Source organism: Streptosporangium album, from assembly GCF_014203795.1.
GTDB classification, from domain to species: domain Bacteria; phylum Actinomycetota; class Actinomycetes; order Streptosporangiales; family Streptosporangiaceae; genus Streptosporangium; species Streptosporangium album.
The window spans coordinates 1,869,039-1,895,817 of record NZ_JACHJU010000001.1; the positions used below are offsets into that span (position 1 = coordinate 1,869,039).

At 70.1% G+C, this 26,779-nt stretch carries 22 protein-coding genes and 2 pseudogenes; 11 read left to right on the top strand and 13 right to left on the bottom strand.

All coding sequences use genetic code 11. The features are described from left to right. A complete protein-coding gene (locus FHR32_RS08750) occupies positions 1-471 on the bottom strand; it encodes a hypothetical protein (RefSeq protein ID WP_184753839.1) in 471 nt (156 codons plus the stop codon). A gap of 298 nt (positions 472-769) precedes the next feature. Here FHR32_RS08750 and FHR32_RS08755 point away from each other — a divergent pair, with 298 nt between their 5' ends. Continuing rightward, on the top strand, positions 770-1,246 hold the full coding sequence (locus tag FHR32_RS08755) for a GNAT family N-acetyltransferase (RefSeq protein ID WP_184753840.1): 477 nt from the start codon (positions 770-772) through the stop codon (positions 1,244-1,246). 59 nt (positions 1,247-1,305) lie between these two features. On the opposite strand, the pseudogene FHR32_RS08760 reads toward FHR32_RS08755, so the two are convergent. Then, positions 1,306-1,506, bottom strand: a pseudogene (locus tag FHR32_RS08760) (RraA family protein); the annotation flags it as partial. 145 nt (positions 1,507-1,651) lie between these two features. Here FHR32_RS08760 and FHR32_RS08765 point away from each other — a divergent pair. Continuing rightward, on the top strand, positions 1,652-4,192 hold the full coding sequence (locus FHR32_RS08765) for a penicillin acylase family protein (RefSeq protein ID WP_221465773.1): 2,541 nt from the start codon (positions 1,652-1,654) through the stop codon (positions 4,190-4,192). Here FHR32_RS08765 and FHR32_RS08770 read toward each other — a convergent pair. From FHR32_RS08770 to mshB, 4 genes are all read right to left on the bottom strand, one after another. Further along, positions 4,182-5,153: an MBL fold metallo-hydrolase gene (locus FHR32_RS08770; protein ID WP_184753843.1), complete on the bottom strand. Its 972-nt coding sequence runs from the start codon at positions 5,151-5,153 to the stop codon at positions 4,182-4,184. The two genes, FHR32_RS08765 and FHR32_RS08770, sit on opposite strands and share 11 nt — an antisense overlap. A gap of 72 nt (positions 5,154-5,225) precedes the next feature. Continuing rightward, a complete protein-coding gene (locus tag FHR32_RS08775; RefSeq protein WP_184753844.1) occupies positions 5,226-5,456 on the bottom strand; it encodes a hypothetical protein in 231 nt (76 codons plus the stop codon). Between the two features lie 198 nt (positions 5,457-5,654). Beyond that, positions 5,655-6,095: a DUF6113 family protein gene (locus FHR32_RS08780; RefSeq protein WP_184753845.1), complete on the bottom strand. Its 441-nt coding sequence runs from the start codon at positions 6,093-6,095 to the stop codon at positions 5,655-5,657. A 29-nt stretch (positions 6,096-6,124) separates the two neighbouring features. Beyond that, positions 6,125-7,030, bottom strand: coding sequence for an N-acetyl-1-D-myo-inositol-2-amino-2-deoxy-alpha-D-glucopyranoside deacetylase (gene mshB, locus FHR32_RS08785; RefSeq protein ID WP_184753846.1), 906 nt, complete (start codon positions 7,028-7,030; stop codon positions 6,125-6,127). A gap of 173 nt (positions 7,031-7,203) precedes the next feature. Between mshB and FHR32_RS08790 the strand changes: the two genes are divergently transcribed. Both FHR32_RS08790 and FHR32_RS08795 read left to right on the top strand, forming a co-directional pair. Further along, complete coding sequence (locus FHR32_RS08790) at positions 7,204-9,276, top strand: S9 family peptidase (protein WP_184753847.1); 2,073 nt, start codon at positions 7,204-7,206, stop codon at positions 9,274-9,276. Between the two features lie 29 nt (positions 9,277-9,305). Next, complete coding sequence (locus FHR32_RS08795; protein WP_312882180.1) at positions 9,306-10,478, top strand: gamma-glutamyltransferase family protein; 1,173 nt, start codon at positions 9,306-9,308, stop codon at positions 10,476-10,478. Between the two features lie 59 nt (positions 10,479-10,537). Here FHR32_RS08795 and FHR32_RS08800 read toward each other — a convergent pair whose 3' ends face one another. Continuing rightward, complete coding sequence (locus tag FHR32_RS08800; RefSeq protein WP_184753848.1) at positions 10,538-12,283, bottom strand: ABC transporter ATP-binding protein; 1,746 nt, start codon at positions 12,281-12,283, stop codon at positions 10,538-10,540. 67 nt (positions 12,284-12,350) lie between these two features. After that, positions 12,351-14,042 (bottom strand): ABC transporter transmembrane domain-containing protein, encoded by a 1,692-nt coding sequence (locus FHR32_RS08805; RefSeq protein WP_184753849.1) that lies wholly within the window; start codon positions 14,040-14,042, stop codon positions 12,351-12,353. A gap of 109 nt (positions 14,043-14,151) precedes the next feature. Between FHR32_RS08805 and FHR32_RS08810 the strand changes: the two genes are divergently transcribed. From FHR32_RS08810 to FHR32_RS08815, 3 genes and pseudogenes are all read left to right on the top strand, one after another. Next, entirely contained in the window at positions 14,152-14,385 is a 234-nt protein-coding gene (locus FHR32_RS08810) for an RNA polymerase subunit sigma-70 (RefSeq protein ID WP_184753850.1), read from the top strand. Positions 14,386-14,387: 2 nt separating this feature from the next. After that, a pseudogene (locus FHR32_RS47645) lies at positions 14,388-14,549 on the top strand (Clp protease N-terminal domain-containing protein); the annotation flags it as partial. A 24-nt stretch (positions 14,550-14,573) separates the two neighbouring features. Further along, a complete protein-coding gene (locus FHR32_RS08815; RefSeq protein ID WP_446696837.1) occupies positions 14,574-14,966 on the top strand; it encodes a Clp protease N-terminal domain-containing protein in 393 nt (130 codons plus the stop codon). 156 nt (positions 14,967-15,122) lie between these two features. Here FHR32_RS08815 and FHR32_RS08820 read toward each other — a convergent pair whose 3' ends face one another. The 3 genes from FHR32_RS08820 to FHR32_RS08830 are packed head-to-tail and all read right to left on the bottom strand — an operon-like array spanning position 15,123 to position 18,546. Next, a complete protein-coding gene (locus FHR32_RS08820; RefSeq protein WP_184753852.1) occupies positions 15,123-15,860 on the bottom strand; it encodes a succinate dehydrogenase/fumarate reductase iron-sulfur subunit in 738 nt (245 codons plus the stop codon). Next, complete coding sequence (locus FHR32_RS08825) at positions 15,857-17,779, bottom strand: fumarate reductase/succinate dehydrogenase flavoprotein subunit (RefSeq protein ID WP_184756428.1); 1,923 nt, start codon at positions 17,777-17,779, stop codon at positions 15,857-15,859. The genes FHR32_RS08820 and FHR32_RS08825 overlap by 4 nt, the downstream gene beginning before the upstream one ends. Positions 17,780-17,781: 2 nt before the next feature. Further along, positions 17,782-18,546, bottom strand: a complete 765-nt coding sequence (locus tag FHR32_RS08830; protein ID WP_184753853.1) for a succinate dehydrogenase cytochrome b subunit — start codon at positions 18,544-18,546, stop codon at positions 17,782-17,784. A gap of 197 nt (positions 18,547-18,743) precedes the next feature. Here FHR32_RS08830 and FHR32_RS08835 point away from each other — a divergent pair, with 197 nt between their 5' ends. The 4 genes from FHR32_RS08835 (at position 18,744) to FHR32_RS08850 (ending at position 23,529) form a co-directional block, all read left to right on the top strand. Next, on the top strand, positions 18,744-19,676 hold the full coding sequence (locus tag FHR32_RS08835) for a LysR family transcriptional regulator (RefSeq protein WP_184753854.1): 933 nt from the start codon (positions 18,744-18,746) through the stop codon (positions 19,674-19,676). 400 nt (positions 19,677-20,076) lie between these two features. Continuing rightward, positions 20,077-20,862, top strand: a complete 786-nt coding sequence (gene sdhC, locus FHR32_RS08840; RefSeq protein WP_184753855.1) for a succinate dehydrogenase subunit SdhC — start codon at positions 20,077-20,079, stop codon at positions 20,860-20,862. Between the two features lie 9 nt (positions 20,863-20,871). After that, positions 20,872-22,764 carry a fumarate reductase/succinate dehydrogenase flavoprotein subunit gene (locus tag FHR32_RS08845; RefSeq protein WP_184753856.1) on the top strand — a complete coding sequence of 631 codons (1,893 nt, stop codon included), beginning with the start codon at positions 20,872-20,874 and terminating at the stop codon, positions 22,762-22,764. Between the two features lie 3 nt (positions 22,765-22,767). Then, positions 22,768-23,529 (top strand): succinate dehydrogenase/fumarate reductase iron-sulfur subunit, encoded by a 762-nt coding sequence (locus FHR32_RS08850; protein ID WP_184753857.1) that lies wholly within the window; start codon positions 22,768-22,770, stop codon positions 23,527-23,529. Between the two features lie 93 nt (positions 23,530-23,622). Here the strand turns inward: FHR32_RS08850 and FHR32_RS08855 are convergent, their stop codons facing one another. Both FHR32_RS08855 and FHR32_RS08860 read right to left on the bottom strand, forming a co-directional pair. Next, positions 23,623-25,047: a hypothetical protein gene (locus FHR32_RS08855; protein WP_184753858.1), complete on the bottom strand. Its 1,425-nt coding sequence runs from the start codon at positions 25,045-25,047 to the stop codon at positions 23,623-23,625. A gap of 90 nt (positions 25,048-25,137) precedes the next feature. Next, entirely contained in the window at positions 25,138-26,724 is a 1,587-nt protein-coding gene (locus tag FHR32_RS08860) for a hypothetical protein (protein ID WP_184753859.1), read from the bottom strand. Positions 26,725-26,779: the final 55 nt, after the last annotated feature.

The following is a 26,779-nucleotide window of genomic DNA, read 5'->3' on the forward strand; positions in this document are numbered from 1 at the left end:
TCAGCAGTGGCCCACGAACGGACTCGTGAAAGCCTGGTGTACGTACGGATCTCCCGGCATGACGACCTCACCGGAGGCCGCCACGCACTTGCCGACGCCGTTGACCCTCACCGGCCCGGCGTAGTACTTGAAGGTGCCGCTGTCGCCGTCGAAGGCGATGGCGTTACACCCGTTCTGCCCCTTGCTGCTCAGCGGGCACGATTGGATGGAGACGCCCATTTTTTTGCTCGTCCCCCACGTTGCCCCGGAGGACTGTACTTCGGCGCAGTTGTAGGTGCCGTCCCAATAGACGTTGAGCCAGGCCAGCGTGGTGCCGGAATTGTTCTTCACCGCCCGGGACTCGACCCGCGAGCCCGAGCAGCCCGAGGCGGCGGAGGCCTGGGGGCTCAGCGTCACGGCGGATGCGGATATCAGGCCGAGACTCATGGCGAGGGCGGTCACGGGCCGGGCGATCGTGCGTATGGCAAGCATGGGGGAGCCTTCTATGTGATCATCCAGTGTTCGAGATCACCTTAGACGCAGCCGCTCGCGACCACCATGCACAGTGCGGAGCACCCGTCCTCCACGCGGCCCGCGGTGGGTCGCCGGCCGGTCCGGACGCCCACGACCCGACCTCGACGGTCACGGCGAGCTCCGAACGACTCCGAACGGCGACGCCGCAATGGAACCGCCGCCGAATACGACGTCTCCAGCATGGAATGGTCATGTTTCCGCAGGTCGTGGTAGCAGATCGCGTCTAATGTCGGTGGCGGCCGGTAGCGTCCTGATCATGAGTGAGACTGTCGTTGTCGTACGGCCTGCCACGGTTGCGGACCTTGAAGGAGTCGTGGCCTGCAGTTCCGCGCTGTTCGCCGAGGACGCCGGAGCCCGCGACCTCACCGTGAACGTCAACTGGCCGACGGAGCGCGGCCTGGCACAGTTCAGGGACGCCCTGAGCGACCCGCACCGCCTGGTGATGGTCGCCGCGGACGACGGCGAGATCATCGGCCACCTGACCGGCAGGCTGTCCGGGCCCACCCCGATGCGACCGGTCGTGGTGGCGACGCTGGGCAGCATCTACGTGCGGCCCGCCCATCGGGGGCAGAAGACCGGCGCCGCTCTGGTGGAGGAGTTCAGGGCCTGGGCCCGCCATCACGGGGCGGAGTACGCCGGGGTGACGGCGTACGCGAGCAACGAGGCCGCGGTGCGTTTCTACGAGCGCAACGGCTTCGCCATTCGGTCGGTGGTCCTGGAGACCGCCCTGTAGCCCCGGGCGGCCGCTAGGGGAGGACAACGGGCCCCGCCCGCCCTGGCGATCCCATGCCCTCAGAGGAGGGCGTGAGGGCTGACGACGATGCCGTCCTCGTCGCTGTAGAGCCATGCTCCGGGGACGAAGGTGACCTCTCCGAAGGTGACGGGGACGTCGAGGTCACCGGCACCCTCTTTGGCGCTCTTGCGAGGGTTGGACCCGAGAGCCTTGATGCCCAGGCTCAGCCCGCCGAGGGCGGCGGTGTCGAGGACGTCGCCGTGGGCGTCGACAAGATCGGCGGTTGTGAACTCCATGCGTCGCATTCTGGCCGAGCGGAAGCGGTGTTTCCTCTCCGAGGTGCTGCCAAACTTGTTCGAGCATGTCGCATAGGAGGTCTTTGTGAGGTTCCGGCCGTATGCCTGGATGCCCAGGCCGCTCAAGTGGCTCGCACGAGTGTTCACCGTCCTCGTGGTGCTCGCGGTGGTCCTCGCCGGGGTCGGCGTGTGGACCGTACGCGCCTCCTTCCCGCAGCTCTCGGGCGAGCTCAAAGTGGACGGCCTGACAGGAAAAGTCACCGTATACCGCGATAAGACGGGTATTCCACACATCTATGCGGACTCCGCCGGCGACCTGTTCCTCGCCCAGGGCTACGTGCACGCACAGGACCGGTTCTTCGAGATGGACTTCCGCCGTCACGTGACGGCCGGGCGGCTGTCGGAGATGTTCGGTTCGGCGACGCTCACCGAGGACAAGGTCATCCGGACCATGGGGTGGCGCAAGGTGGCCGAGGCGGAGCTGCCGCTGCTCAGCGAGCAGACCCGGCGCTACATGGACGCCTACGCCAAGGGCGTGAACTCCTGGATGGACCAGCACAAGGGCTTCACGGCCAAGAGCCTGGAGTACGCGGTCCTCAAGCTCACCAACTTCGGCTACACCCCCGAGGCGTGGACCCCGGTGGACTCGCTCGCCTGGCTCAAGGCCATGGCCTGGGACCTGCGCTCCAACATGTCGGACGAGATCGGCCGGGCGCTCGCGGCGAGCAGACTGCCCCGCGAGCGGGTCGAGCAGCTCTGGCCCGGCTATCCCTTCGACACCCACCAGCCGATCGTCACCAAGGGCTCGGTCACCGGCAACCGGTTCGACCAGGACACCGAACCGGGCGGCGACACCGGGCCGGGCACCGGCACCAGGCGGCCGGACACGGCCGCGCTGACCCGGGCGTCCGAGGCCATGCGGGCGGTGCCGAGCCTGATGGGCGACCCCAAGGGGGGCAACGGCATCGGCTCGAACTCCTGGGTGGTCGGCGGCAAGCACACCACGTCGGGCAAGCCGCTGCTCTCCAACGACCCGCACCTGTCGGCCGGCATGCCCTCGGTCTGGTACCAGGCAGGGCTGCACTGCCGTACCAAGAGCGCCCAGTGCCCGTTCGACGTCACCGGGTTCACCTTCTCCGGCGTGCCCGGCGTGATCATCGGTCACAACGACGCGATCGCCTGGGGCTTCACCAACCTCGGCCCCGACGTCGCGGACCTGTATCTGGAGCGGGTGAAGGACGACTCCTACTCCTTCATGGGCGGCTGGAAGCCGCTCACCGTCAGGACCGAGACGATCAAGGTGGCCGGCGGTGACCCGGTCAGCCTCAAGGTCCGGGAGACCATGCACGGTCCGATCCTCTCCGATGTCATGAAGGACGCGAAGGACACGCTGCCCGGTACGGCCACGGCCTTCCAGGAGCAGGCCGACGCGGTCGCGCTGAAGTGGACGGCGCTGGAGCCCGGCAGGACCGCCGACGCGATCTTCGCGCTCGACGCCGCGCAGGACTGGCAGCAGTTCCGGCTGGCGGCGAGCAAGTTCGACGTGCCCGCGCAGAACCTGATCTACGCCGACACCAGGGGCAACATCGGCTACCAGGCGCCGGGCCGGATCCCGGTGCGGGCCCGGGGCGACGGCACCTGGCCGGTGCCCGGCTGGACCGGGGAGTACTCCTGGAAGTCCATCATCCCCTTCGACGAGCTGCCCAGCGTCTACAACCCGCCAGAGGGCTACATCGTGACCGCCAACAACGCGGTCATCGACCCCGAGCGCTACCCGCACATGCTCACCAAGGACTGGGCGTACGGCTACCGCTCCCAGCGCATCCTGGGGCGTGTCCAGAGCGCGCTGAAGGACGGCAAGGTGAACGCCGCGGCGATGAGCGAGATCCAGCAGGACACCCAGAACGGCTTCGCCCGTTACCTGGTGCCCAAGTTGATGGACCTGAACGTGGCCGGGCCCGCCCGGGACGCCCGTGAGCTGCTGCGCGGCTGGGACTACTCGCAGGGGGCGGGGTCGAGCCCCGCGACGTACTTCAACGCCGTCTGGCGGCACCTGCTCATCGAGACCTTCAACGACGACCTGCCGGAGGGCGCCTGGCCGACCGGTGGCGACCGCTGGTTCGAGGTGGTCCGCATCATGCTCGACAGCGCCGACGACCCGTTCTGGGACGACGCGCAGACCCAGGCGAAGGAGACCCGTGACGACATGCTCAGGCGGGCCATGGCCCTGGCCTACGACGAGCTGAGCACCCGCCTCGGCACCGACCCCAAGTCCTGGCACTGGGGGGACCTGCACTCGCTGACGCTCACCAACCAGACCTTCGGCACCTCCGGGATCGCCCCGATCGAGCGGCTGTTCAACCGCGGCCCGTTCCCGGTGAGCGGCAGCGACGACGCGGTCAACGCCGCGGGCTGGGACGTCCAGAAGGACTACACGGTGGGCTGGCTGCCGTCGATGCGGATGGTCGTCGACCTGGCGGACCTGGACAGATCCCAGTGGATCAACCTGACCGGCGCGTCGGGGCACGCCTTCCACGACAACTACGCCGACCAGGCCCCGCTCTGGGTGGACGGCAGGACCACTCCCATGCTCGCCCGGGAGGAGTCGGTCAAGAAGGCGGCCAGGAACACCCTGACCCTCACGCCCTGAGGACGCGGGACTCGCCGACGGCGAGATCCCACAGGTCCGCGCGGTCCCGGCCGGCTCCCGTCCAGGCCGCGCGGGCCTGTTCCACCGGCGCGAGCAGCCGCTCGCCCGACAGCACGAACGTGCCCCAGTGCATGGTCGCCATCCGCCGGGCCCCGACGTCGCCGCAGGCCCGTACGGCCTCCTCCGGATCGACGTGCGAGACCTTCGTGAACCAGCGGGGATCGAACCCCCCGACCGGCATCAGCGCCAGGTCGATGCCGCCCGGATAGCGCGCCCCGATCTGGGCGAAGCGCTCGCCGTACCCGCTGTCCCCGGCGAAGTAGATCGTCTGCTCGGTGTCCCTGATCACCCAGCCGCCCCAAAGGGACCTGCAGGTGTCCCAGGCCGAGCGGCGGCTCCAGTGATGGGCGGGTACGAAGTCGAAATCGACCTCGCCGATCCCGGCGCTCTCCCACCAGTCGAGCTCGGTGACGTCGCGGAACCGCCTGCGGGTGAACCAGGGCTTCAGCCCGGCGGGGACGAAGATCGGGGTCGTCCTGGGCAGTCGCCGTATCGTCGGCGCGTCCAGGTGGTCGTAGTGGTTGTGGCTGATCACCACGGCGTCCACCCGGGGCAGGTCCGTCCACGCGACGCCGGGTGGGGTGAGCCGCTGCCGGACGCCCGGGATCCTTCTCGCCCAGACCGGGTCGGTGAGGATCGTCAGCCCGCCGACCTGCAGGACATAGGTCGCGTGGCCCACCCAGGTGACGACCGCCTCGGTCCCGGCGGGGAGGGGCAGCCCGTCCCGATGGACCGGGATCCGGTCGGCGTCCCCGATGTCGGGCCGGAACCCACCGTGCCATGCCACCGACACGAGTTCATGGAACATGGGGAGCGGGGAGGTCAGCCGATCTCTGAAATCGCGTGGCCAGGTCCGCTCGGGCACGCGTGGCGGTGTCGTGGGCCGGACTGTCTGCGCCATGAACGGTCCCCCTTCGGTAATGATCCGCTCTTCCCTGGAGGTCGCTCTTTAAGCGGATTCATTCCTTCGGTGTCACTCTGCGGAACCTGTGGTGTCCTTCCGGTGCCACCAGGGCGATTTATAGGGATAATTCCCGTCTTCCAGGTCCGCCAGTCGTTCGAAGACATTCCATGAGGCCTGATGGCCGCAGATCAGGATGGAGACGACCACCGCGACGACGTACAGCGGGAGCATCGGCAGGCCCAGCGGCGTCGACAGGTTCACGTAGTTGAGCGTCCGCCGTACTCGATGCAAGCGCCGCATACCCGGATTGTGCACCACCGGGCGGGCCAGGGTAGTGGGCGGCGTTGGCGCGATCGCCAATGTATTCGCGGATTTATCGAATACCCATGCGAATAACCATAGGTCAGATGGCACAATACTCAAGCCATACAGACGCCGGAGCGGGCATGGCTCGGCGAGGTGTCAACGCGGCGATCGACATTCTCGCCGCCGGACGGGCTAGGAGGGCGGCGACGAGGACGGGCCCGGCTGGGCCGGGTGGGAGCCGTACGGGCGCTGTGCGAGCAGCCATGCCCCGCCGCCGGAGGGGGAGAACAGGACGCCCACCAGGATGGCGGCCAGGCCACCGTAGAGGTAGACGTAGCCCGACAGGTCGTTGGCGATGACCACGTCACCCTCCGCACGACCGCCCAGCCAGATCATCGTGATCGCCAGCCAGCCCAGTCCGGGGACCAGGGCGGGCAGCTTGCCTCCCATCCCCCGCCCGGCGCCGTAACAGACCGCGGCCAGCAGGACGACCCAGCCGACGGCCGAGATCGGGACGGACCCGAGATACCACGCGTGCTGGAACCCCCCGAGCACCCCGGCGATCAGGCCGAACAGAAAAAGCACGACATACGCCGCAGCGGTAACCGCCGCCACCGAGGGCTTCTCTGCCACTGGGGCCTGCTCCGTCACAACCATCGAGGTTAGTGGATCCCGGCGAAGAGGTCGGCTTCACGCTTGTACGGCTCGCCGAGCCCCCCGGCCTCGGCCGGCGCCCCGGGTCCCGCGGGCCCGGGCATCCCGGAGTCCAGGATGAAGTGCTCCACCGCGAGCACCTCCTGGCCGATGTCGTTGGACAGGGCGAACCAGGGCGGGTCCACGCTGATCTGGGTGGCGTGCGCCCGCATCGCGTCGATCTTCCGGTCGAGGTGGGCCCGGCCGTCGATCTCGGTGGTGATGTCCTCGTCGGCGCAGCCGAAGGGCACGTCCTCGGTGTCCTCGGCGAGGAACCGCACGCCGGCCTCACCGATCGCCTCGGCCGTCCGGCGCATCGTGGACCTGGCCGTCGCGGTGAGGTAGAACTTGGCGACCTGCCACGGCTCCCCCTCCCCGAACACCGGGTCGGCGGCCAGCTCGAAGGCCCGCCGGGAGACGCGATGGGCCTGGATGTGGTCGGGGTGGCCGTAGAAACCGTTCTCGTCGTAGGTGACGAGGACCTGGGGACGCACCTCGCGGATCACCTTGACCAGCTCGCCGGCCGCCTCGTCCAGGTCGGCCTGCCAGAAGGCGTTGCCGCGGTGGTTGGAGACGACGCCCATCATGCCGGAGTCGCGCCAGCGGCCCGGACCGCCGAGGAAGCGGTGGTCGGTGACGCCGAGAGCCGCGCAGGCCGCGGCCAGCTCGCCGATGCGATGCCCGCCCAGGGTGTCGTCGCGGTCGGCGGCCAGATGGGCCAGCTCCGGCGGGATGACCTCGCCCTCCTCGCCGAGCGTGCAGGTCACCAGCGTGACGTGGGCGCCCTCCGCGGCGTATTTGGCCATGGTCGCCCCGCTACCGATCGTCTCGTCGTCGGGGTGGGCGTGCACGAGCAGCAGGCGACGGTCAGTCATGTTTCGAGGGTATCCGGGCCCCTGAGCCGAAGGCGATGAGGAAGGTATCGGACCCCTGGGTCCGGCTCTGGGCATTCCCGGAGGCCGGGCACGTGCCGGGCGCCCCCGTTTCTCCTGCCCGAGCCGTCGGCCGGGGCCGCGGGGCGCGGCGGGGAACTGGCAAGATGGCTGACATGAGTGAGAGTTTCCCTCGTCTGCACGCCAGGACCCGCCGTTTCACCCTCGGGGTGCCGCGCGGCTTCACCATCGCGCCGGGCGGCGATCGCGTCGTCTTCCTGCGGACGAAGGGCGGTTCCGACCCGGTCACCTGCCTGTGGGAGTACGACGTCGCCGGCGGCAGGGAGCGGCTGATCGCCGACCCGCGCGCGCTGGCCGTGGACGAGGACGACCTGCCGCCCGAGGAGCGGGCACGCCGTGAGCGCAGCCGGGAGCAGGCGGGCGGCATCGTCGGCTACAGCACCGACTCCGCGGTGACCACGGCGGCCTTCGCGCTCTCCGGCGGTCTCTACCTCGCCGATCTGAAGACCCGGAGCGTGCGGAAGCTGAAGACGGCCGGTCCGGTGATCGACCCGCGGATCTCCCCGACCGGTGAACACGTCGGCTACGTGACCGGCGGCGCGCTCCACGTCCACGATCTCGAGGACGAGGTCGACCATGTGCTGGCCCGCCCCGAGTCGCCCGAGGTCACGTACGGCCTGGCCGAGTTCATCGCCGCCGAGGAGATGGACCGCATGCGGGGCTACTGGTGGTCTCCGTCCGGTGACGCGGTGCTGGCCGAGCGGGCCGACGTGTCGCCGGTCGGCAGGTGGCACATCGCCGACCCGGCCAACCCCTCCCGGCCCGCCGTCGAGCAGCGCTACCCCGCCGCGGGCACCGCGAACGCCGGGGTCGAGCTCTTCATCCTGGCCCTGGACGGCTCCCGCGTCCCCGTCCCCTTTCAGGACGAATACCTGGTCACCGCCTCCTGGGACGCCCACGCCCTGCTGATCGTCACCATGGCGCGCGACCAGCGGACCATGCGCCTGCTGCGGGTCGACCCCGCCACGGGGAGCTCCACGCTCGTCCGCGAGGACACCGACCCCGCCTGGGTGGACATCGTCACCGGCGTGCCCGGCCACCTGTCCGACGGCACCCTGGTCTGGGCCGCGAGCCTCGACGGGGGACACCGCCTGATCATCGGCGACGAGCCCGTCACGCCGGCCACGCTCCAGGTCCGGCAGATCCTCGACATCGACGGCGACGCGGTGCTCTTCCGGGCCAGCGGCGAGCCCACCGAGATCGCCCTGTGGGCCTACAAGGACGGCCGGATCACCCTGGTCAGCCCGGCCGAGAGCGGCGTCTACAGCGGCCACACGGCAGGCGGAACACTGGTGGTCACCGGCCAGACCCTCGGCGACGAGGGGTCGGTGACCCGCGTGATCCATCACGGCAAGGCGCGCGGCCACATCGCCTCCCACGCCGAGCGGCACGGTCTGGACCTGCGGGTCTCACTGATCCGCGCGGGCGGGCGCGACCTGTCCACCGCCGTGCTGTTCCCGTCGGGCCACGTGCCCGGCTCGGTGCGGCTGCCGGTCCTCATGGACCCCTACGGCGGACCGCACGCCCAGCGCGTGCTGGCCGCCTCCGGCGCCTACCTGACCAGCCAGTGGTTCGCCGATCAGGGCTTCGCGGTGATCGTGGCCGACGGCCGCGGCACCCCGGGCCGCGGACCGGAGTTCGAGCGGGCCGTCCTGCACGACCTGGCCAGCCCGCCCCTGGAGGATCAGGTGGACGCCCTGCAGGGTGCCGCCGCGCAGTTCCCCGACGACCTGGACCTCTCCCGGGTCGGCATCCGCGGCTGGTCCTTCGGCGGGTTCCTGGCCGCCCTGGCCGTGCTCCGCCGCCCGGACGTCTTCCACGCGGCGATCGCCGGAGCGCCGGTGACCGACTGGCGCCTCTACGACACCTGCTACACCGAGCGCTATCTCGGCCTGCCCGGCGACGGGCACTATGACTCCTCGTCCCTGTTCGCCGACGCCGAGAAGCTGGACCGCCCGCTGCTGCTGATCCACGGCCTGGCCGACGACAACGTGGTGGCCGCCCACACCCTCCGCCTGTCCTCGGCCCTGCTGGCCGCCGGCCGGCCGCACAACGTCCTGCCGCTGTCCGGCGTCACCCACATGACCCCGCAGGAGGTCGTGGCCGAGAACCTGCTCCTGCTCCAGGTCGACTTCCTCAAGAAGTCGCTGGGAGCGTCCTCGATCTGACCTCGATCAACGAAGTGAGAGGATCCGACGTGTTCACGACCAGACCCGAGCTGACAGGTGATTTCGGGATGGTGGCCAGCACCCACTGGCTCGCGTCGGCCACCGGGATGAGCGTGCTGGAACGCGGCGGCAACGCCTTCGACGCGGCGGTGGCCGCCGGTTTCGTCCTGCAGGTGGCCGAGCCGCATCTCAACGGGCCCGGCGGTGAGGTGCCGATCCTGCTGTGGAGCGAGGCGGAGCAGAAGGTCTCGGTGGTCTCCGGTCAGGGAGTGGCGCCGGCCGCGGCCACGATCGACCACTTCACCGGCCTCGGACTGGACCTTGTCCCGGGCACCGGGTTGCTTCCCGCGACGGTGCCCGGCGCGTTCGGTGGCTGGATGCTCATGCTCGAACGCTGGGGCACCTGGCCGCTGGCCGATGTCCTGGAGGCGGCCATCGGATACGCGGAGCGGGGAATCCCGGTCCTGGACCGCATCGCCGGCACGATCGGAGCCGTGGCGGAGATGTTCACCCGGGACTGGCCCACCTCCGCCGAGACCTGGCTGCCGGACGGCCGCGTTCCCGAGGCCGGATCCCGGCTGGCCAACCCCGTGCTGGCCGCCACCTACCGGCGGCTGGTCGCCGAGGCCGAGGCGGCCTCCGACACTCGGGAGGGCCAGATCGCCGCCGCCCGAGACATCTGGTACCGCGGCTTCGTCGCCGAGACGATCGTGAAGTTCTGCGCCGGCACCGCCTGGCGCGACACCTCGGGCGAGGTCCACGGTGGCCTGCTCTCCGCCGAGGACCTCGCGGGCTGGGAGGCCACCGTCGAGGACCCCCTGACCTTCGACTACCACGGGTACACCGTGTGCAAGACCGGGCCGTGGGGGCAGGGGCCCGCCTTCCTGCAGCAGCTCGCGCTGCTGTCCGGGTTCGACCTGTCCGGCATGGGATATCTCAGCGCCGACTACCTCCACACGGTCATCGAGTGCGCGAAACTCGCGTTCGCCGACCGCGAGGCCCAGCCCGGCGTGATGCTGATCGAGGACCGGGCGGACCCCGCCGTCGTCGAGGAGCTGCGACGGCGGGGGCACCAGGTGGAGGTCCAGGACTCCTGGTCGCTCGGCCGCCTCAGCGCGGTCGCCAGGGATCCCGGATCTCCCGGCTTCCTGCGCGCGGCGGCCAACCCGCGAGGGGCCCAGGGCTACGCGGCAGGCCGGTAACCGGCAGCGAGGGGCCCAGGGCTACGCGGGCCGTAACCGGTGGCCCGAGGGCCCCTCTTTCACTTCGCGGTGCCGTGCCAGCTGCTCCACAGCGCCGCGTAGGAGCCCTCGGTGGCGACGAGTTCGTCGTGGGAGCCGAGCTCGCTGATCCGGCCGTCCTCGACCACCGCGACCCGGTCGGCGTCGTGCGCCGTGTAGAGGCGGTGGGCGATGGCGATCACGGTGCGGCCGTCGAGGACGGCGGCCAGCGACCGCTCCAGGTTGCGCGCGGCCCGAGGGTCGATGAGCGAGGTCGCCTCGTCCAGGACCAGGGTGTGCGGGTCGGCCAGGACCAGCCGGGCCAGGGCGAGCTGCTGCGCCTGGGCGGCCGAGACCGGCTCGCCGCCGGAGCCGACCGACGTGTCCAGGCCGCCGGGCAGCACCTCCACCCACTCCCAGGCGTCCACGGCCGAGAGCGCCGCACGGACCTGGGAGTCGTCGGCCTCCGGGCGGGCGATCAGCACGTTGTCGCGCAGGGTGCCCCGGAACACGTGGTGCTCCTGGGTCACCAGGGCGACATGGCCGCGCAGGTCGTCCAGCGGGAGCTCGACGAGCGGGATGTCGCCGACCGTGACCGCGCCGGTGCGCGGGCCGTGGATGCCCGCGAGCAGGCGGCCCAGCGTGGACTTGCCCGCGCCGGACGGGCCGACCATGGCCAGCCGCTCCCCCGGCTTGATCACCAGGTCGATGCCGTGCAGCACGTCATGGCCCTCGCGGTAGGCGTAGCGGACGTCGGCGGCCCGCAGTTCCTCCCCGTCGGGGATCTCCGAGCCGGCCTCGCGGTCGTCGGGCACCTCGGCGACCCCCAGCAGGCGGGCCATGGAGGCCCCGCCGACCTGGAGCTCGTCGACCCACATGAGCAGCCGGTCGAGCGGGTCGATGAGCTGCTGCACGTACAGCGTGGCCGCGGTCACCTGGGCCAGCGAGACCCAGTCCTGGATGTAGAACGCGCCGCCGATGACCAGCGTGGCCACGATCGGGATCACGTAGCCGAGCTCGACCGCCGGGAACCAGACCGTGCGCAGCCCGAGGGTGTAGCGCTCGGCCGCCCACGACCGGGCGATGTCGTCGTCGGTACGGCGGTGCCGCCGATCCTGCAGGCCCAGCGCCTCCACGGCGCGGGCGCCGGAGACCGTCTCGGCCAGGCCGTCGGTCATGTCCGCGTAGGCGGCGCTCTCGCGCAGGTAGCCGTCGCGGGCCCGCTTGAGGTACCACCGGGTGGAGATCAGGAGGACCGGCACGGCCAGCAGCGACGGCAGCACGAGCAGCGGCCCCACGAGCAGCAGCGCGCCGACGGTGATCACGCAGGTGACCAGCGCGATCATCGTCTCGGGGACGGCACGCCGCACGGTGCGCGACAGCGAGTCCACGTCGCGCGAGGTCCGGGTGATCAGGTCTCCCGATCCGGCGCGCTCCACCGTGGACAGCGGCAGGTCGAGCACGCGGGTGACGAACTCCTCGCGCAGCTCGGCGAGGACCTTCTCACCGAGTGTGGAGGAGGCGTAGACGGCGAACCTGACCAGCACCGCCTGCGCGGCCAGGAAGCCGCCGATGCCCAGCGCGACCGCCGTGACGGCGACCCCGGTGCCGTCCTGGACGCCCTGGACCAGCCGGCCCAGCAGCCAGGGCACCGCCAGGCCCGCCACGGCGGCGAGGCCGTGCAGGGTGAGCGCGGCCGTCAGATCCCGGGGATACTTCAGCGTGAGCCTGCGGGCATACGCCCGGACCTGCGCCTCGTCGGCGACAGGAAGTATCTGCCTGCTCACGTGCTCCCCTCCTCTCGGCGTTCCATGCCGGCCTTCCCACGCCCACGACGCCCTGCGGCTCGCTCGCTCACAAGTCTTCCCCTCTGGTGACCACGGCGGTGTAGGCCGGCGTGGTGGCCAGCAGCTCCCGGTGCGTTCCCTGGGCGCGCACGAGACCCTCCTCGACGTAGATCACCCGGTCGGCGCGGTCGAGGACCAGCGGGCTGGTCGTGCAGACCAGCGTGGTCCTGCCCGCGCGCGCCTTGGCCAGCCGGTCGGCGATGCGCGCCTCGCTGTGGGCGTCCACCGCGCTGGTGGGCTCGATGAGGATGAGCACCTCCGGGTCGGCGATCAGCGCCCGGGCGAGCCGGAGCCGCTGCTGCTGGCCGCCGGAGAACTCCCGGCCCGACTCGGCGACATGCCCGTCGAGGCCGTCGGGCAGCGCCTCGACGATGTCCTGCGCGCACGCGACGTACAGCGCGTCGGCGATGTCCTCGGCGGAGGCCTCTCCGGAGACGTCCAGCTCGTCTCTGAGCACGCCGGCGAACAGCGTCGCGCCGTTGTCGGCCACCAGGATCCGCCGGCGGACCTCGGCGATCGGCAGGGTGTCCAGCGGCACGTCGCCGAAGTCCACGTCGCCGTCGCCGTAGCGGCCGAGCCGGTCGGCGATCGTGACGGCCTCCTCGGGCGCGGCCGCCGCGATGGCGGTGAACACGCCGGGGTGGACCGCGACTCCGGAGGCGATGTCGCGCAGCAGTCCTCCGGCGGAGTGCGCGGCGCCGCCGCGGACCTCCGGTTCCAGGGTGAGGATCCGGACCACCCGGCGGGCGGCGACATGTCCCTTGGTCAGCTTGTCGGCCGCCTCGATGAGCGTCCGCAGGGGGGCGACCAGGAAGACCGCGTAGCCGTAGAAGGCGACGAGCTGGCCGACGGTGATCTCACCCCGGGTCGCGAAGGTCGCGCCCAGCCAGGTCACACCGGCGATCAGCAGGCCGGGCAGCAGGATCTGCGCGCCCTCCAGCATCGACTCGACCGAGGCGACGCGCACGCCCGCGTGCCGTACCTGCTGGGACTCCTCGGTGTAACGGTCGGCGAAGACCTGCTCGCCGCCGATGCCGCGCAGCACTCGCAGGCCGGCGACGATGTCGGCACCGCGGGTGGACAGGTCACCCTGGAGGTCGCGGTGGGCGTGCTGGCGCCGGTGCAGCGGCCGGAGCAGGGGGACGACGGCGAGAGCCATGACCGGCACGCCGATGAGCACCGTGAGGCCGAGCGGCAGCGAGGTCCCGATCAGGATGACGGTCACGGTGACGATGGCGACGACCGCGCCGCTGCCGCGGAGCAGGATGTCCATCGCGTTGCCGATGTGGGCGATGTCGGAGTTGCCGACGCTGACCACCTCGCCGGTGGACATGCGCTTGGGCAGCGTCGCACCCAGCCGGGTGGCGTGCCTGACGGTGACCTGGACGGTCCGGTAGGCGCCGCTCAGCCAGTTGTAGACGGCCATCCGGTGCCGGAGGATGCCGGCGGTGGCCTGCACGATCCCCAGGCCGAGCAGCACCGCGCCCCAGGTGGCGAGACCGGGCATGTCCTTGGCCGTGATGGCGTCGATGCCCTTTCCCATCGCCGCGGGCACGAGCGCCATCGCGAGCCACCAGAGGGTGGCGTAGGCGGCGCCGAGAAGAAGGGAGCCCGCCTGCATGCGGGCGACCCAGCGCAGGTATCGGACCGGGCTGCGGGCATCGGGAACGCCGGGATCGGCGACAGGTAGGGAGCGCATGGCCTCTACAGGCTGGCAAACTCCCCCCTCACCAGGCAAACCATTTTCCGACCGGCGATCGCGTCAATCAAGGTTGACACGGTTGCGATGTCAACCTAAATTGACATGCATGAGCGATACGGCGCAGCTGGCCTCCGACGCCGGCAGCCGCGATCCGGCCGTGGGCCTACGGGCCGTACGGGCGCTGCGGATGCTGGTGGATCGGCTGGAGGCCCTACAGGTGGAGAACGCCAGGGACCAGGGCTGGTCCTGGCAGGAGATCGCGCACTGCCTGGAAGTCACCCGGCAGGCGGTGCACAAGAAGTACGCGGGCGGCCGAGGTTTGCTGAGACGGGAGAAATAATCATGTTCGAACGGTTCACGGACGAAGCCCGGCAGGTGGTGAAGCTCGCCCAGGAGAGCGCCCGCCGGCTGAACCACCGCTTCATCGGCACCGAGCACATCCTGCTGGGCCTGCTCGACCAGCCGCAGAGCCTCTCGGCCGGCGCCCTCGGGCGGCACGGCCTGGACCATGAGCGGGCCTACCGGGCCGTGGCGGACCTCATCCCGCGCACATCGAAGGACGCGCTCGACGCGGACGCGCTGGAGACGATCGGCATCGACCTGTCCGTCATCAGGGAGAAGGTCGAGGCCGCCTTCGGCCCCGGCGCCCTGGACCGGCCGCCGCTGCGCGACCACCGGGGCGGGCTGGTCAGCGGACGGCATCTCTCCTTCTCCTCCCGGGCGAAGAAGGTCCTGGAACTCTCCCTGCGGGAGGCCCTCGCCCTCAAACACAAATACATCGGGGACGGCCACATCCTGCTGGGACTGCTCCGCGAAGGGGAGGGGCTGGCCTCGCGCGTCCTCGCCGACGCGGGCGTCGACTCCGCGGTCCTGCGCCAGGAGGTCGTCCGGGAACTCGGCACGCGGCGGACCCCCGGATAGGGCGCACGCCACCGGACCCCTCGGAACGCGGTGGGCGCCCCGGGGAGAGCACACGCCTCCGGAGGCGGGCGGACCTCGAGAAGGCGTCCGCCCCGATGCCGGGCCGCTGTGGCCGGGCACCGGGGCGGTCAGCGCCTGTGCGGGACTACCGGGGACCTACTTGGAGGCCTTGAGGTAGTCGCGGTTCATCTGGGCGATGGTGTCCAGCGGGATGCCCTTGGGGCAGACCGCGGTGCACTCGCCGGTGTTGGTGCAGCCGCCGAAGCCCTCGGCGTCCATCTGCTCGACCATGGCCCTGGCGCGGGAGTCGCGCTCGGGCTGGCCCTGCGGGAGGAGGCTGAGGTGGGTGATCTTGGCCGCGGTGAAGAGGGAGGCCGACCCGTTCGGGCAGGCGGCGACGCACGCGCCGCAGCCGATGCAGGTGGCCGCGTCGAACGCCGCGTCGGCGTCGACCTTCTTGACCGGGAGGCTGTGCGCGTCGGGGGCCGATCCGGCCGGGACGGAGACGAAACCGCCCGCCTGGATGATCCGGTCGAACGCCGAGCGGTCCACGACCAGGTCCTTCACCACCGGGAAGGGCGCGGCGCGCCACGGCTCGATGGTGATGACCGCGTTGTCCTCGAAGTGCCGCATGTGGAGCTGGCAGGTGGTGGTGGCCACCTGCTCGCCGTGCGCGACACCGTTGATGACCATGCCGCACATGCCGCAGATGCCCTCGCGGCAGTCGTGGTCGAAGGCGACCGGGTCGTCGCCCTCCAGGATGAGACGCTCGTTGAGCACGTCGAGCATCTCCAGGAAGGACATGTCGGGAGACACGTCCTCGACGCGGTAGGTGACCATCCGGCCCTTGTCCTCGGGGCTCTTCTGGCGCCAGACCCTGAGAGTGAGATTCACTTGTAGCTCCGCTGGCTCATCTTGACGTACTCGTAGTCGAGGTCTTCCTTGTGCAGGACCGGGCCCTGCTCTCCGTACTCCCAGGCCGCGACGTAGGCGAAGTGCTCGTCGTCGCGGAGGGCCTCGCCGTCGGCGTCCTGCGACTCGGCGCGGAAGTGGCCGCCGCACGACTCGGTGCGGTGCAGCGCGTCGATGCACATGAGCTCGGCCAGGTCGAAGAAGTCGGCCACCCGGCCGGCCCGCTCCAGTGCCTGGTTGAGCTCGTCGGCCTCGCCGGACACCTTCACGTTCTTCCAGAACTCCTCGCGGAGCTCCGGGATCCGCTCCAGCGCCTTGCGCAGCGACTCCTCGGTGCGCTCCATGCCGCAGTACTCCCACATGAGCTTGCCCAGCTCACGGTGGTAGGAGTCGGCGGTGCGGGTGCCGTTGTTCGACAGCAGCCTGTTGATCTTCTCGCGGACCGCGACCTCGGCCTCGGCCACGGCCTCCTCGTCGACCTCCCCGTAGGGGCCGTTCGCGAGGTAGTCGCCGATCGTGGTCGGCAGCACGAAGTAGCCGTCGGCCAGGCCCTGCATCAGCGCGGACGCGCCCAGACGGTTGGCGCCGTGGTCGGAGAAGTTGGCCTCACCGATCACGAACAGACCGGGGATCGTGGACTGCAGGTCGTAGTCCACCCACAGGCCGCCCATCGTGTAGTGCACGGCGGGGTAGATCCGCATCGGCTGGGTGTAGGGGTCCTCACCGGTGATGCGCTCGTACATCTCGAAGAGGTTGCCGTACTTCTTCTCCACCGCGTCGCGGCCGAGCCGCTTGATCGCGTCGGCGAAGTCGAGGTAGACGCCCAGACCGCCGGGGCCGACGCCACGGCCCTCGTCACAGACGTTCTTGGCGGCGCGGGAGGCGATGTCACGCGGGACCAGGTTGCCGAACGCCGGGTAGATGCGCTCCAGGTAGTAGTCGCGCTCGTCCTCGGGGATCTGCGAGACGGGACGGTCGTCGCCTCCCTTGACCGGCACCCACACGCGGCCGTCGTTGCGCAGCGACTCCGACATCAGGGTCAGCTTGGACTGGTACTCGCCGCTGACCGGGATGCAGGTCGGGTGGATCTGGGTGTAGCAGGGATTGGCGAACATCGCGCCGCGCCGGTGCGCCCGCCAGATCGCCGTGGTGTTGCAGCCCTTGGCGTTGGTGGACAGGAAGAACACGTTGCCGTATCCGCCGCTGGCCAGCACGACCGCGTCGGCGAGATGCCGCTCGATCTCGCCGGTGACCATGTCACGGACGATGACGCCGCGCGCCCGGCCGTCTGCGACGATCAGGTCGAGCATCTCGTGGCGGGTGTGCATCTTCACGGTCCCGGCCGCGATCTGACGCTCCAGGGCCTGGTAGGCGCCGAGCAGGAGCTGCTGACCCGTCTGGCCCCGGGCGTAGAAGGTGCGGGAGACCTGCGCGCCGCCGAAGGAGCGGGTGTCGAGCAGGCCGCCGTACTCGCGGGCGAACGGCACGCCCTGGGCCACCGCCTGGTCGATGATGTTCACGCTGACCTGGGCGAGCCGGTAGACGTTCGACTCACGGGCGCGGAAGTCGCCGCCCTTGACGGTGTCGTAGAACAGCCGGTAGATCGAGTCGCCGTCGCCGCGGTAGTTCTTCGCGGCGTTGATGCCGCCCTGGGCCGCGATGGAGTGGGCGCGCCGGGGCGAGTCCTGGTAGCAGAACGACGTGACGTTGTAGCCCAGCTCGCCGAGCGTCGCGGCGGCCGAGCCGCCCGCGAGGCCGGTGCCGATGACGATGACGTTGAGTTTGCGCTTGTTGGCCGGGTTGACCAGCTTGGCGCCGAACTTCCGCTTCTCCCAGCGGTCCTCGATCGGACCCTCCGGAGCCTTGGTGTCGCGGATCGGCTCGCCTTCGGTGTAACGCATCATCACTTGACCACTCCGATCATGACCGCGACGGGAACCGCGAGGAAGCCGAGGACCAGCACCGCGGAGACGACGGCGGCGGCGGCCCGGAGCGGGCGGTAGCTGCGGCCGCTCGCCAGGCCCAGCGTCTGGAACGCGCTCCACAGGCCGTGCCGCAGATGCAGGCCGACCAGGATGACCGCGACCACGTAGAAGATCGTGACCCACCAGCGGGACGGGTCGAAGCCCTGCACCAGCCTCTCGTACGGCGTGCCGTCCCAGCCCGCCGGGTTGACCACGCCGAACGTGAGGTCCAGCAGGTGCCAGATGACGAACAGGAGGATGGTGATGCCGCCGAAGCGCATGATGTGCACGACGTAGCCGCCTGCCTGGGACTTGCGCTTGGCCGCGTACTTCACCGGGCGGGCCTTGTGGGCCTGGCGGCTCAGGGAGATCGCCGACCACATGTGCAGCCCGACCGAAACGGCCAGCACGACCTCGATGAGGCTCAGCAGGACGCGCCGCGGCAGGATCGGCTCGCCCATGGTCCGCAGGAACTCGGCGTAGGCGTTGAAGGTCTCGGCGCCGAAGAAGCTCTTGAGGTTCCCGGCCATGTGGCCGATGAGAAAGAGCACCAGGATGGCGCCCGTGACGGCCATCACCGCCTTTTTCCCATTGGAGGAACCCAGCACTCCGCGGGGCCTCCTGGATTTCGTCGTCTTCGCGGTGGCGTCCGCGGGGGGGTTGACCCGCGCGGTGGCGGATCCGCGCTCAATCGTGGCAGTCACATACGTGACGCTAGGTAGCGGGCTTTCCCTCCGTCCAAGTCATCACGGATGTGGTTTCCATAGCTCTGGGCTATCACCTCTGCTTCCGGGTGTCTTCCGCGCCGACGTCCGCGGAAGCGGTGCGAGCAATCTCACATCGTCCGCTACGACGGGGCCGCCCCGAATCCGCCACCGGCACCGCCGTACGCTAGGGAAACGTGCAGCTCCAGCAACTCGCCTCCTTCGTGGCGGTCGCCGAGGCCCGGCACTTCACGCAGGCCGCCGAACGGATGCGCGTCGCCCAGCCGTCGCTCAGCAAGCAGATCAAGGCCCTGGAGGCCGACCTCGGCGCGCCGCTGTTCAGCCGTGCCCGCGGCAACGTCACCCTCACCCCCGCCGGGGAGGCCCTGCTCCCGCTGGCCCGGCGGATCCTGGCCGACGCCGAGACCGCGCGGCGCGAGGTCGGCGAACTGGCCGGGCTGCGCCGCGGCCGGGTACGGCTGGGCGCCACCCCCTCGGTCTGCGCCGGGCTGATGGCCGACGCGCTGGCCCGGTTCCACCGGGGCTATCCCGGCATCGAACTGCTCGTCGAGGAAGGGGGCTCCCGCGACCTGGTCCGCGCCCTCGCCCGCGGCCAGCTCGACCTGGCACTGATCATCATGCCCCTGCAGAACGACGACCCCGCCCTGGTCACCAGGGAGATCCTGCGGGAGAACCTGGTCGTCGTCTCCCCCTCCCTCTCCCGGGCGCACAAGCGCTACATACGGATACAGGAGCTGCGGGGACAGCCGATGGTGATGTTCCGGCGCGGTTACGACCTGCGGGAGGCCACCCTCAACGCCTGCCGCCAGGCCGGGTTCGAGCCGAAGCTGGCGGTGGAGGGCGGGGAGATGGACGCCGTGCTCCGGTTCGTGGAGGCGGGGCTGGGCATCGCCCTGGTCCCCTCGATGGTCCTGGACGGCCGCCCCGGCCTGACCGGAACGCCGCTCGCCCCTCCCGGGCTCCAGCGCACCATCGCCATCGCCCGCCGTAAGGACGTCGAGCCCACCCGCGCCGCCCAGGCCTTCCACGACACGCTGCTGTCCTTCCTGTCCGAGGCCGCCCATGACGGGAGCCTTCCCGAAGGCCTGGAATTGATCAGCGGGATTTGAGTGACCCATTCCCCGGTCGGCCTACCCGGGAGGGCTCGGGCCGTACAAGATATTCAGAACCCTCGAGGGCCGACCTGCCGCTGCGGGCCGCGCTGAACAACCTCGCCGTGGTCGAATACCACGGCGGCCGGGTTGACCGTGGATCTCCCCGGAGACCGGTTCAGTCCAGCGGACGTGACAGGTCTGTGACCTCTTCCTGGCCAACGTGACAGGAATCACATCCCAGCAGTGAAATTGTGAGTGACGCTCCTCACACAACCCCCGGGCTCCGGCGTAACGTGTCTCCACCAACATGCGCGCGCACGTGTGAGCCGGCGCGACCATGGCCCAGCGCGCGGCACGACTGAAACGACCCGGACCCCCCGGCGAGCAGGGTCCGCGGGAGGTGGAGAGGTCTCCGATGACCCAGACAACGGCCGACAGCCCGGCCAGAAGACAGCGTGCGCAGATCAAGGAACGCACTCTGCGGACCGACCCGTGGTGGCGGTATCCACTGATCACGTTCATCATCTTTATGGCGTTCCTCGTCTACGCCACGTGGGCGATCTTCGATAAGAGCTACTTCGCATCTCCGTATCACGCCCCGTTCGCGTCCCCGTGCCTGGCGACGAGCTGCCCGGAGGAGGCGCGCCTGTTCGGCTTCGCGCCGTTCGGCGACTGGTACACCCTGCCGCCGGGCCTGCTCATCCTGGGCCTTCCCGCCGGCTTCCGCTTCACCTGTTACTACTACCGCAAGGCCTACTACCGCGGCTTCTGGCTGTCGCCCCCGGCCTGCGCGGTGAACGAGCCGCACAGCAAGTACACCGGTGAGTCCCGCTTCCCGCTGATCCTGCAGAACGTCCACCGCTACTTCTTCTACGCGGCGATCGTGGTCGGACTCATCCTCGCCATCGACGCGGTGAAGGCCCTCATCGGCAACCCGGCGGGGCTCGGGACGTGGATCCTCATCGTCAACGCCGTCCTCATCAACCTGTACACGCTGTCGTGCCACTCCTGCCGCCACATCACGGCCGGGCGCCTGAACCACTTCTCCAAGCACCCGGTCCGCTACCGGGCGTGGGGCTTCGTCTCGAAGCTCAACGCCAAGCACCAGGAGCTGGCGCTGATCTCGATGTTCTCCGTCATGGGTGCCGACCTCTACGTACGGCTGGTCGCCAAGGGCATCGTCAACTTCCCGTTCGCATAAGGATCAGCTGTGGAAATCGAGCGTCACGAATACGACGTCGTCGTCATCGGCGCCGGCGGGGCAGGACTGCGGGCGGCCATCGAGGCCCGCCAGCAGGGCAAGCGGACGGCCATCGTCTGCAAATCGCTGTTCGGCAAGGCGCACACGGTCATGGCCGAGGGCGGCGCGGCCGCCGCCATGGGCAACGTCAACAGCGACGACAACTGGATGGTGCACTTCCGCGACACCATGCGCGGCGGCAAGTTCCTCAACAACTGGCGGATGGCCGAGCTGCACGCCAAGGAGGCCCCGGATCGGGTCTGGGAGCTGGAGGCGTGGGGCGCGCTGTTCGACCGCACCAAGGACGGCAAGATCAGCCAGCGTAACTTCGGCGGGCACGAGTACCCCCGGCTGGCCCACGTCGGCGACCGTACCGGCCTGGAGCTGATCCGCACCCTGCAGCAGCGTGTGGTCGCCCTCCAGCAGGAGGACGAGAAGCTGCACGGCGACGCCGAGGCATACATCAAGGTCTTCCAGGAATGTACGGTGACCCGCCTGCTGAAGGACGAGGACGCGATCTCCGGCGCCTTCGGCTACTGGCGGGAGAACGGCAAGCTGATCCTGTTCGACGCCCCCGCGATCGTGCTGGCCACCGGCGGCATCGGCAAGTCCTACGTGGTGACCTCCAACTCCTGGGAGTACACCGGCGACGGCCACGCGCTGGCGCTGCTGGCCGGGGCGAAGCTGATCAACATGGAGTTCATCCAGTTCCATCCCACCGGGATGGTCTGGCCCCCGTCGGTCCGCGGCATCCTCGTCACCGAGTCCGTCCGCGGCGACGGCGGGGTGCTGAAGAACTCCGAGGGCAAGCGCTTCATGTTCGACTACATCCCCGAGGTGTTCAAGGACAAGTACGCCACCACCGAGGAGGAGGGCGACCGCTGGTACACCGACCAGGCCAACAACCGCCGCCCCCCGGAGCTTCTCCCCCGTGACGAGGTGGCGCGGGCCATCAACTCCGAGGTGAAGGCCGGCCGCGGATCCCCGCAGGGCGGCGTCTACCTGGACGTCTCCTCCCGGCTCCCGGCCGCCGAGATCGTCCGGCGGCTGCCGTCGATGCACCACCAGTTCAAGGAGCTGGCCGACGTCGACATCACCTCCGAGCCCATGCAGGTCGGCCCGACCTGTCACTACATCATGGGCGGCGTCGAGGTGGACGCCGACACCGGCGCGGCGGACATCCCCGGTCTGTTCGCCGCCGGCGAGGTCTCCGGCGGGATGCACGGCTCCAACCGGCTCGGCGGCAACTCGCTGTCGGACCTGCTGGTGTTCGGCCGCCGGGCGGGCGCCGGAGCGGCCTCGTACGTGGACGGTCTCGCGGCCCGCCCGAAGATCTCCGAGGAGTCGGTGGAACGCGCGCGGGCCGAGGCGCTCTCCCCGCTGGACCGGCCGGGTGAGAACCCCTACGAGGTCCACCACGAGCTGCAGCGGACGATGAACGAGCTGGTCGGCATCATCCGCAAGGCCGAGGAGGTCACCGAGGCGCTGGAGGCGGTGGAGAAGCTCAAGGAGCGGGCTCAGGGAGTCGGCGCGGCCGGCAGCCGGATCTACAACCCCGGCTGGCACCTCGCGCTCGACCTGCGCAACATGCTCCTGGTCTCCGAGTGCGTGGCCAAGGCGGCCCTGCTCCGCCAGGAGAGCCGCGGCGGTCACACCCGTGACGACTTCCCGGGCATGTCGCCCCAGTGGCGGCGCAGGATCCTGCTCTGCGCCCTGTCTCCGGACGGCTCCGGCGTCACCGTCGAGGAGAAGATCCAGCCCCCCATGCGGGAGGACCTGATCACGCTGTTCGAGCGGGACGAGCTGAAGAAGTACATCACCGAGGAAGAGCTGGCCGACTTCGACGCGTTGGTCAAGGAGTAGCCCATGAGTTACAAGGCGAAGTTCCGCGTGTGGCGGGGCGAGGGCGGCGAGGGCAAGCTTGAGGACTTCACCGTCGAGGTGAACGAGGGCGAGGTCGTCCTCGACATCATCCACAGGCTTCAGGCCACCCAGGCCCCCGACCTCGCGGTGCGGTGGAACTGCAAGGCCGGCAAGTGCGGCTCCTGTTCCATGGAGATCAACGGCAGGCCCAAGCTCGGCTGCATGACCCGGATGTCCACCTTCACGGAGGACGAGACGATCACGGTGACGCCCATGCGGACGTTCCCAGTGATCAAGGACCTGGTCACGGACGTGTCGTTCAACTACAAGAAGGCCCGGGAGATCCCGTCCTTCACCCCTCCGGCGGACGTCAAACCGGGTGAGTACCGCATGCAGCAGATCGACGTCGAGCGGTCCCAGGAGTTCCGCAAGTGCATCGAGTGCTTCATGTGCAACAACGTCTGTCACGTGATCCGTGACCACGAGGAGAACAAGACCAACTTCGCCGGTCCGCGCTTCCTCATGCGGATCGCCGAGCTGGACATGCATCCCTACGACGTGACCGACCGCAAGGACGCGGCCCAGGAGGAGCACGGCCTGGGCTACTGCAACATCACCAAGTGCTGCACCGAGGTCTGCCCCGAGCACATCAAGATCACTGACAACGCGCTGATCCCGATGAAGGAACGCGTGGTCGACCGCAGGTACGACCCGCTGGTCTGGCTCGGCAACAAGATCTTCAAGCGTTCCAGCTCGAAGAGCTGACCTCCGCCGACAGCGCCGGCCCGCGTCCACGCGGCCGGCGCTGTCGCATGTCCGCCCCGGCCCTTTCCGCAGCTCTCAGCGGGGGCGCAGCGGCTAGGAGGAGCGGCGGAAGAAGCCGCGCTTTTTCCTGCCCGCGTCCCGGCTGCCCGCTTCCTGGCCGCCCGTGTCCTGACTGTCCGCTTCCTGGCCCGGAAGCGGCTGGATCACCGTGCTGGTGAGCTCCTCAGGCGCGGACGGCAGGGCGGTGGAAGGACCCTGTCCGTGGCCACCGGCGTGCGGCGGCTCCTGCGGGAACGGCGCGCCGGGAAACTCACCGGGGCCTTGCGGGAGGACGCCCTCGGGACCGGGAGCCGGAGCGTCAGCGTCGTGGAACGAGGCCGGTGTGCCCTCCGGTCCCACCTGCCCGTGCTCCTCGGCGTACCCGTACATCGGGCCCTCCTGCCCGTACTGCTCGCCGTACCCGTACGCCTGTGTGCCCTCCGGTCCCACCTGCCCGTGCTCCTCGGCGTACCCGTACGTCGGGCCCTCCTGCCCGTACTGCTCGCCGTACTCGTAGGGGGCCTGCCCGTAGCCCGGTTGTCCGTACATCTGGGGGTACTGCTCGGTCGGGTAGCCCTCCGGATAGACGGTGGGATACATCTGCATGGGGACGAGGCTGATGATCGGGGCGTACGCCGTACCACCCGGGTAGGAGCCGTGCGGGAAGCCCGGTGCGGGCCCGTAGCCGGGGCCGGCGGGGTAGCCCATCGCACCCATGGCGTCGCCACGCTGCTGGGCCATGGCGCGGGGGCCGGCGCGGCGGACGGCCGCGGCGTGGGCCAGGCGTCGCAGCCTGCCCTCGAAGATCAGCACGGCGAACAGCACCAGCAGCACCAGGATCAACGCCGGGATCGCGAGCTGGTTGCTCAGGGTGGCCCTGTCGAACTCGGAGCCCGCGTTGCGGATCTCGTAGGGCACCGCCGCGGGGGTGACGTCCTCGAACGTCGGGGTGCCGGTCGGCTGGGGCGTAGCGGTGGGGAGCTCCGTCGGAGTCTGCTCGGTGCTGGGGAACACCGGATCCGATTCCTCGGATGCCGGATCCGTCGTGACCGGGGCGGGCTGGTCGACGGGGGTCGAGGGCGACGTCGTCGGGATCGGCGGGGCGGTGGTCTCCGGCGGGGCGGTGGTCTCCGGCGGAGCCGTGGTCTTGGGGGTTTTCGGGGGTTTCGGCGGCGGGGGGACGGTGACCGTGGCGGTCACCGTCTTCTGCGGAGCCGTGGGCGCGGGCTCCTCGGGATTCTGAGGATTGTCCGGGTCCGCGGTGACCGTGACGGTGACGACCGGGTCGGGCTCCTCACATGGACCTGCCGGGTCGGCGTCACAGCCCGGAATCTCGGAAGGATCGGCGGCGACCAGCCGGGTGGCCGCGTCCGCCGGCGCGGAGGTGGTGAGTGGCGCGACGGCGAGCAGCACCACACCACTCAACCCCAGGGAAATGACAACGGCGGAGATGGCCGCCGTACGCCGTGATCGCGTCACCGGTGCCCTCCGAGGATTCTCCATGCAGATCAAGTCAAGGAAAATACTAGTTGGGCAAAAGTAACAGCAAAGCCCTTTTTACAACACAGGTCACGTCCCAGTCTCACGGCGGCGCTTGACCCTCACCTGAAGCCAGAGCACCCCCAGCAGACCTCCGACCGCGACTCCCACCACCGGAAAGCCCCGAATGCCGGCCAGCAGCGGACCCGAGTCGGCGACCGGGGTGATCTTCTGACTCGCTCCGTCCAGGTCACGGGGCAGTGGCGCGCCCAGCGGCTGTGGGTCCGTCATGGGGGGCACGGCCGGCGCGGGCGCGGCCTGCGGCATCTGAAGGCTGGGGTCGTTCCACACCGGAGGAATCTGCCCCGGCGCCTGCGGCATCTGTGGCGGCATCTGAGCCTGCGGCATCTGCGGTGGCATCTGGGCCTGCGGCATCTGCGGTGGCATCTGCGGTGGCATCTGCGGTGGCATCTGCTGCGGCATCTGCTGCGGCATCTGCTGCGGCATCTGAGCCTGAGGGAACTGCGCCATCTGCGGCGGAAGCTGGGGCGCCTGTCCCGTCAGCCGGGGCATCCGCCCGGTCTCGGCCAGCGACCTGCCACGCGAGAACGGCGGTCTCGCCACGACGGCCCGCACCCCTCTGCCCTGCGACGCCGGGATCGCCCCCCTCGGCCCGCCCCGGTTCACCGACGGCGGCTCGGCGGATGTCCCGTTCACCCTGGCCCCGCCGGGCAGGCTCCCTGCCTGCTCGGGCACGACACCCGGCCTGCCGCCCATGCCGTACGGCGCAGCGCCCGGATCCGCACCCTCCGGGACGCCGGGAGGCTCCGACTCCGCCTGCGGGTCCACGTATATGGAGGCACTCCCCTCAGGTGTCGAGGGCTCCTCCAGGATCATCGGTATGCCCCTCTCCTTGGAGAGGTCCTTCGGTCGCGGGCCCGGCGGCACGGCCGGCGCCCCCGGTCTCTCCACAGCCTGCGGCGCCCGGAGCCCCGGCGGGTTCAGCGGGGCCCTCTCCGGATCCGCGGGCTCCTGGGCGGGTGGCCTGCCAGGGGCCGCCTGCCCTATCGCCCCGGCCGCCGCGCCCATCGCCGCCCTCACGCCCTCCGGAGCGGCACCCGGGCCCCACGGAGGCACACCTGGGGCGGGCCGGGGCACGACGGAGTCAGCCACCTCGACGACCTCGGCCACCTTGGCGGCCGGATTGCCGACCGTGGTCCGCGCCGTGTGGGTGACCCACACCCCCTCGGGGTTACGCATCCGGGCCACCGCGGTCAACTCGACGCCACCGGCCTTCTCCGGCACGGCGAGCAGCACATCCACGGAGCTACGTGTGACGACATCTCCCAGGGAACACATCTGCGCCCCACCGCTGACCGGCATCTGGGCGCCCTCCTCCCGAGGACATTCGACGCCCTTGAGCGCCTCGGCGGGCGTGGTCACGACCGCCAGTCGCGCATCGGTGCCGGATCCCTCCAGCCACACCCGGAAACGGACCACGTCACTGGTCCGGACCCACTGCGACCAGAAGTTGAGATCGTCGGCTCCGGCCACCCCGGCGGGAGGCGCGACGGAACCATCCGTCCCGGCCGCGTACGCGGCCGGCCCTCCGCCCAGAACGAGCGCTCCTGTCCCCACGGCCGACACGACCTGGGCACACCGCCACCATCCGGCCACCGCACTTCTCCGATCCCCCGATACGGACGCACGTCAACAACACATCCAGTAATTG

Coding starts and splice junctions, on each gene's coding strand:
- FHR32_RS08750 (WP_184753839.1), bottom strand. CDS start 471: ATGCTTGCCATACGCACGATCGCCCGGCCCGTGACCGCCCTCGCCATG.
- FHR32_RS08770 (WP_184753843.1), bottom strand. CDS start 5,153: ATGGCGCAGACAGTCCGGCCCACGACACCGCCACGCGTGCCCGAGCGG.
- FHR32_RS08850 (WP_184753857.1), top strand. CDS start 22,768: ATGAGTTACAAGGCGAAGTTCCGCGTGTGGCGGGGCGAGGGCGGCGAG.
- mshB (WP_184753846.1), bottom strand. CDS start 7,030: ATGACTGACCGTCGCCTGCTGCTCGTGCACGCCCACCCCGACGACGAG.
- FHR32_RS08755 (WP_184753840.1), top strand. CDS start 770: ATGAGTGAGACTGTCGTTGTCGTACGGCCTGCCACGGTTGCGGACCTT.
- FHR32_RS08775 (WP_184753844.1), bottom strand. CDS start 5,456: ATGCGGCGCTTGCATCGAGTACGGCGGACGCTCAACTACGTGAACCTG.
- FHR32_RS08825 (WP_184756428.1), bottom strand. CDS start 17,779: ATGCGTTACACCGAAGGCGAGCCGATCCGCGACACCAAGGCTCCGGAG.
- FHR32_RS08790 (WP_184753847.1), top strand. CDS start 7,204: ATGAGTGAGAGTTTCCCTCGTCTGCACGCCAGGACCCGCCGTTTCACC.
- FHR32_RS08765 (WP_221465773.1), top strand. CDS start 1,652: ATGCCCAGGCCGCTCAAGTGGCTCGCACGAGTGTTCACCGTCCTCGTG.
- sdhC (WP_184753855.1), top strand. CDS start 20,077: ATGACCCAGACAACGGCCGACAGCCCGGCCAGAAGACAGCGTGCGCAG.
- FHR32_RS08805 (WP_184753849.1), bottom strand. CDS start 14,042: ATGCGCTCCCTACCTGTCGCCGATCCCGGCGTTCCCGATGCCCGCAGC.
- FHR32_RS08810 (WP_184753850.1), top strand. CDS start 14,152: ATGAGCGATACGGCGCAGCTGGCCTCCGACGCCGGCAGCCGCGATCCG.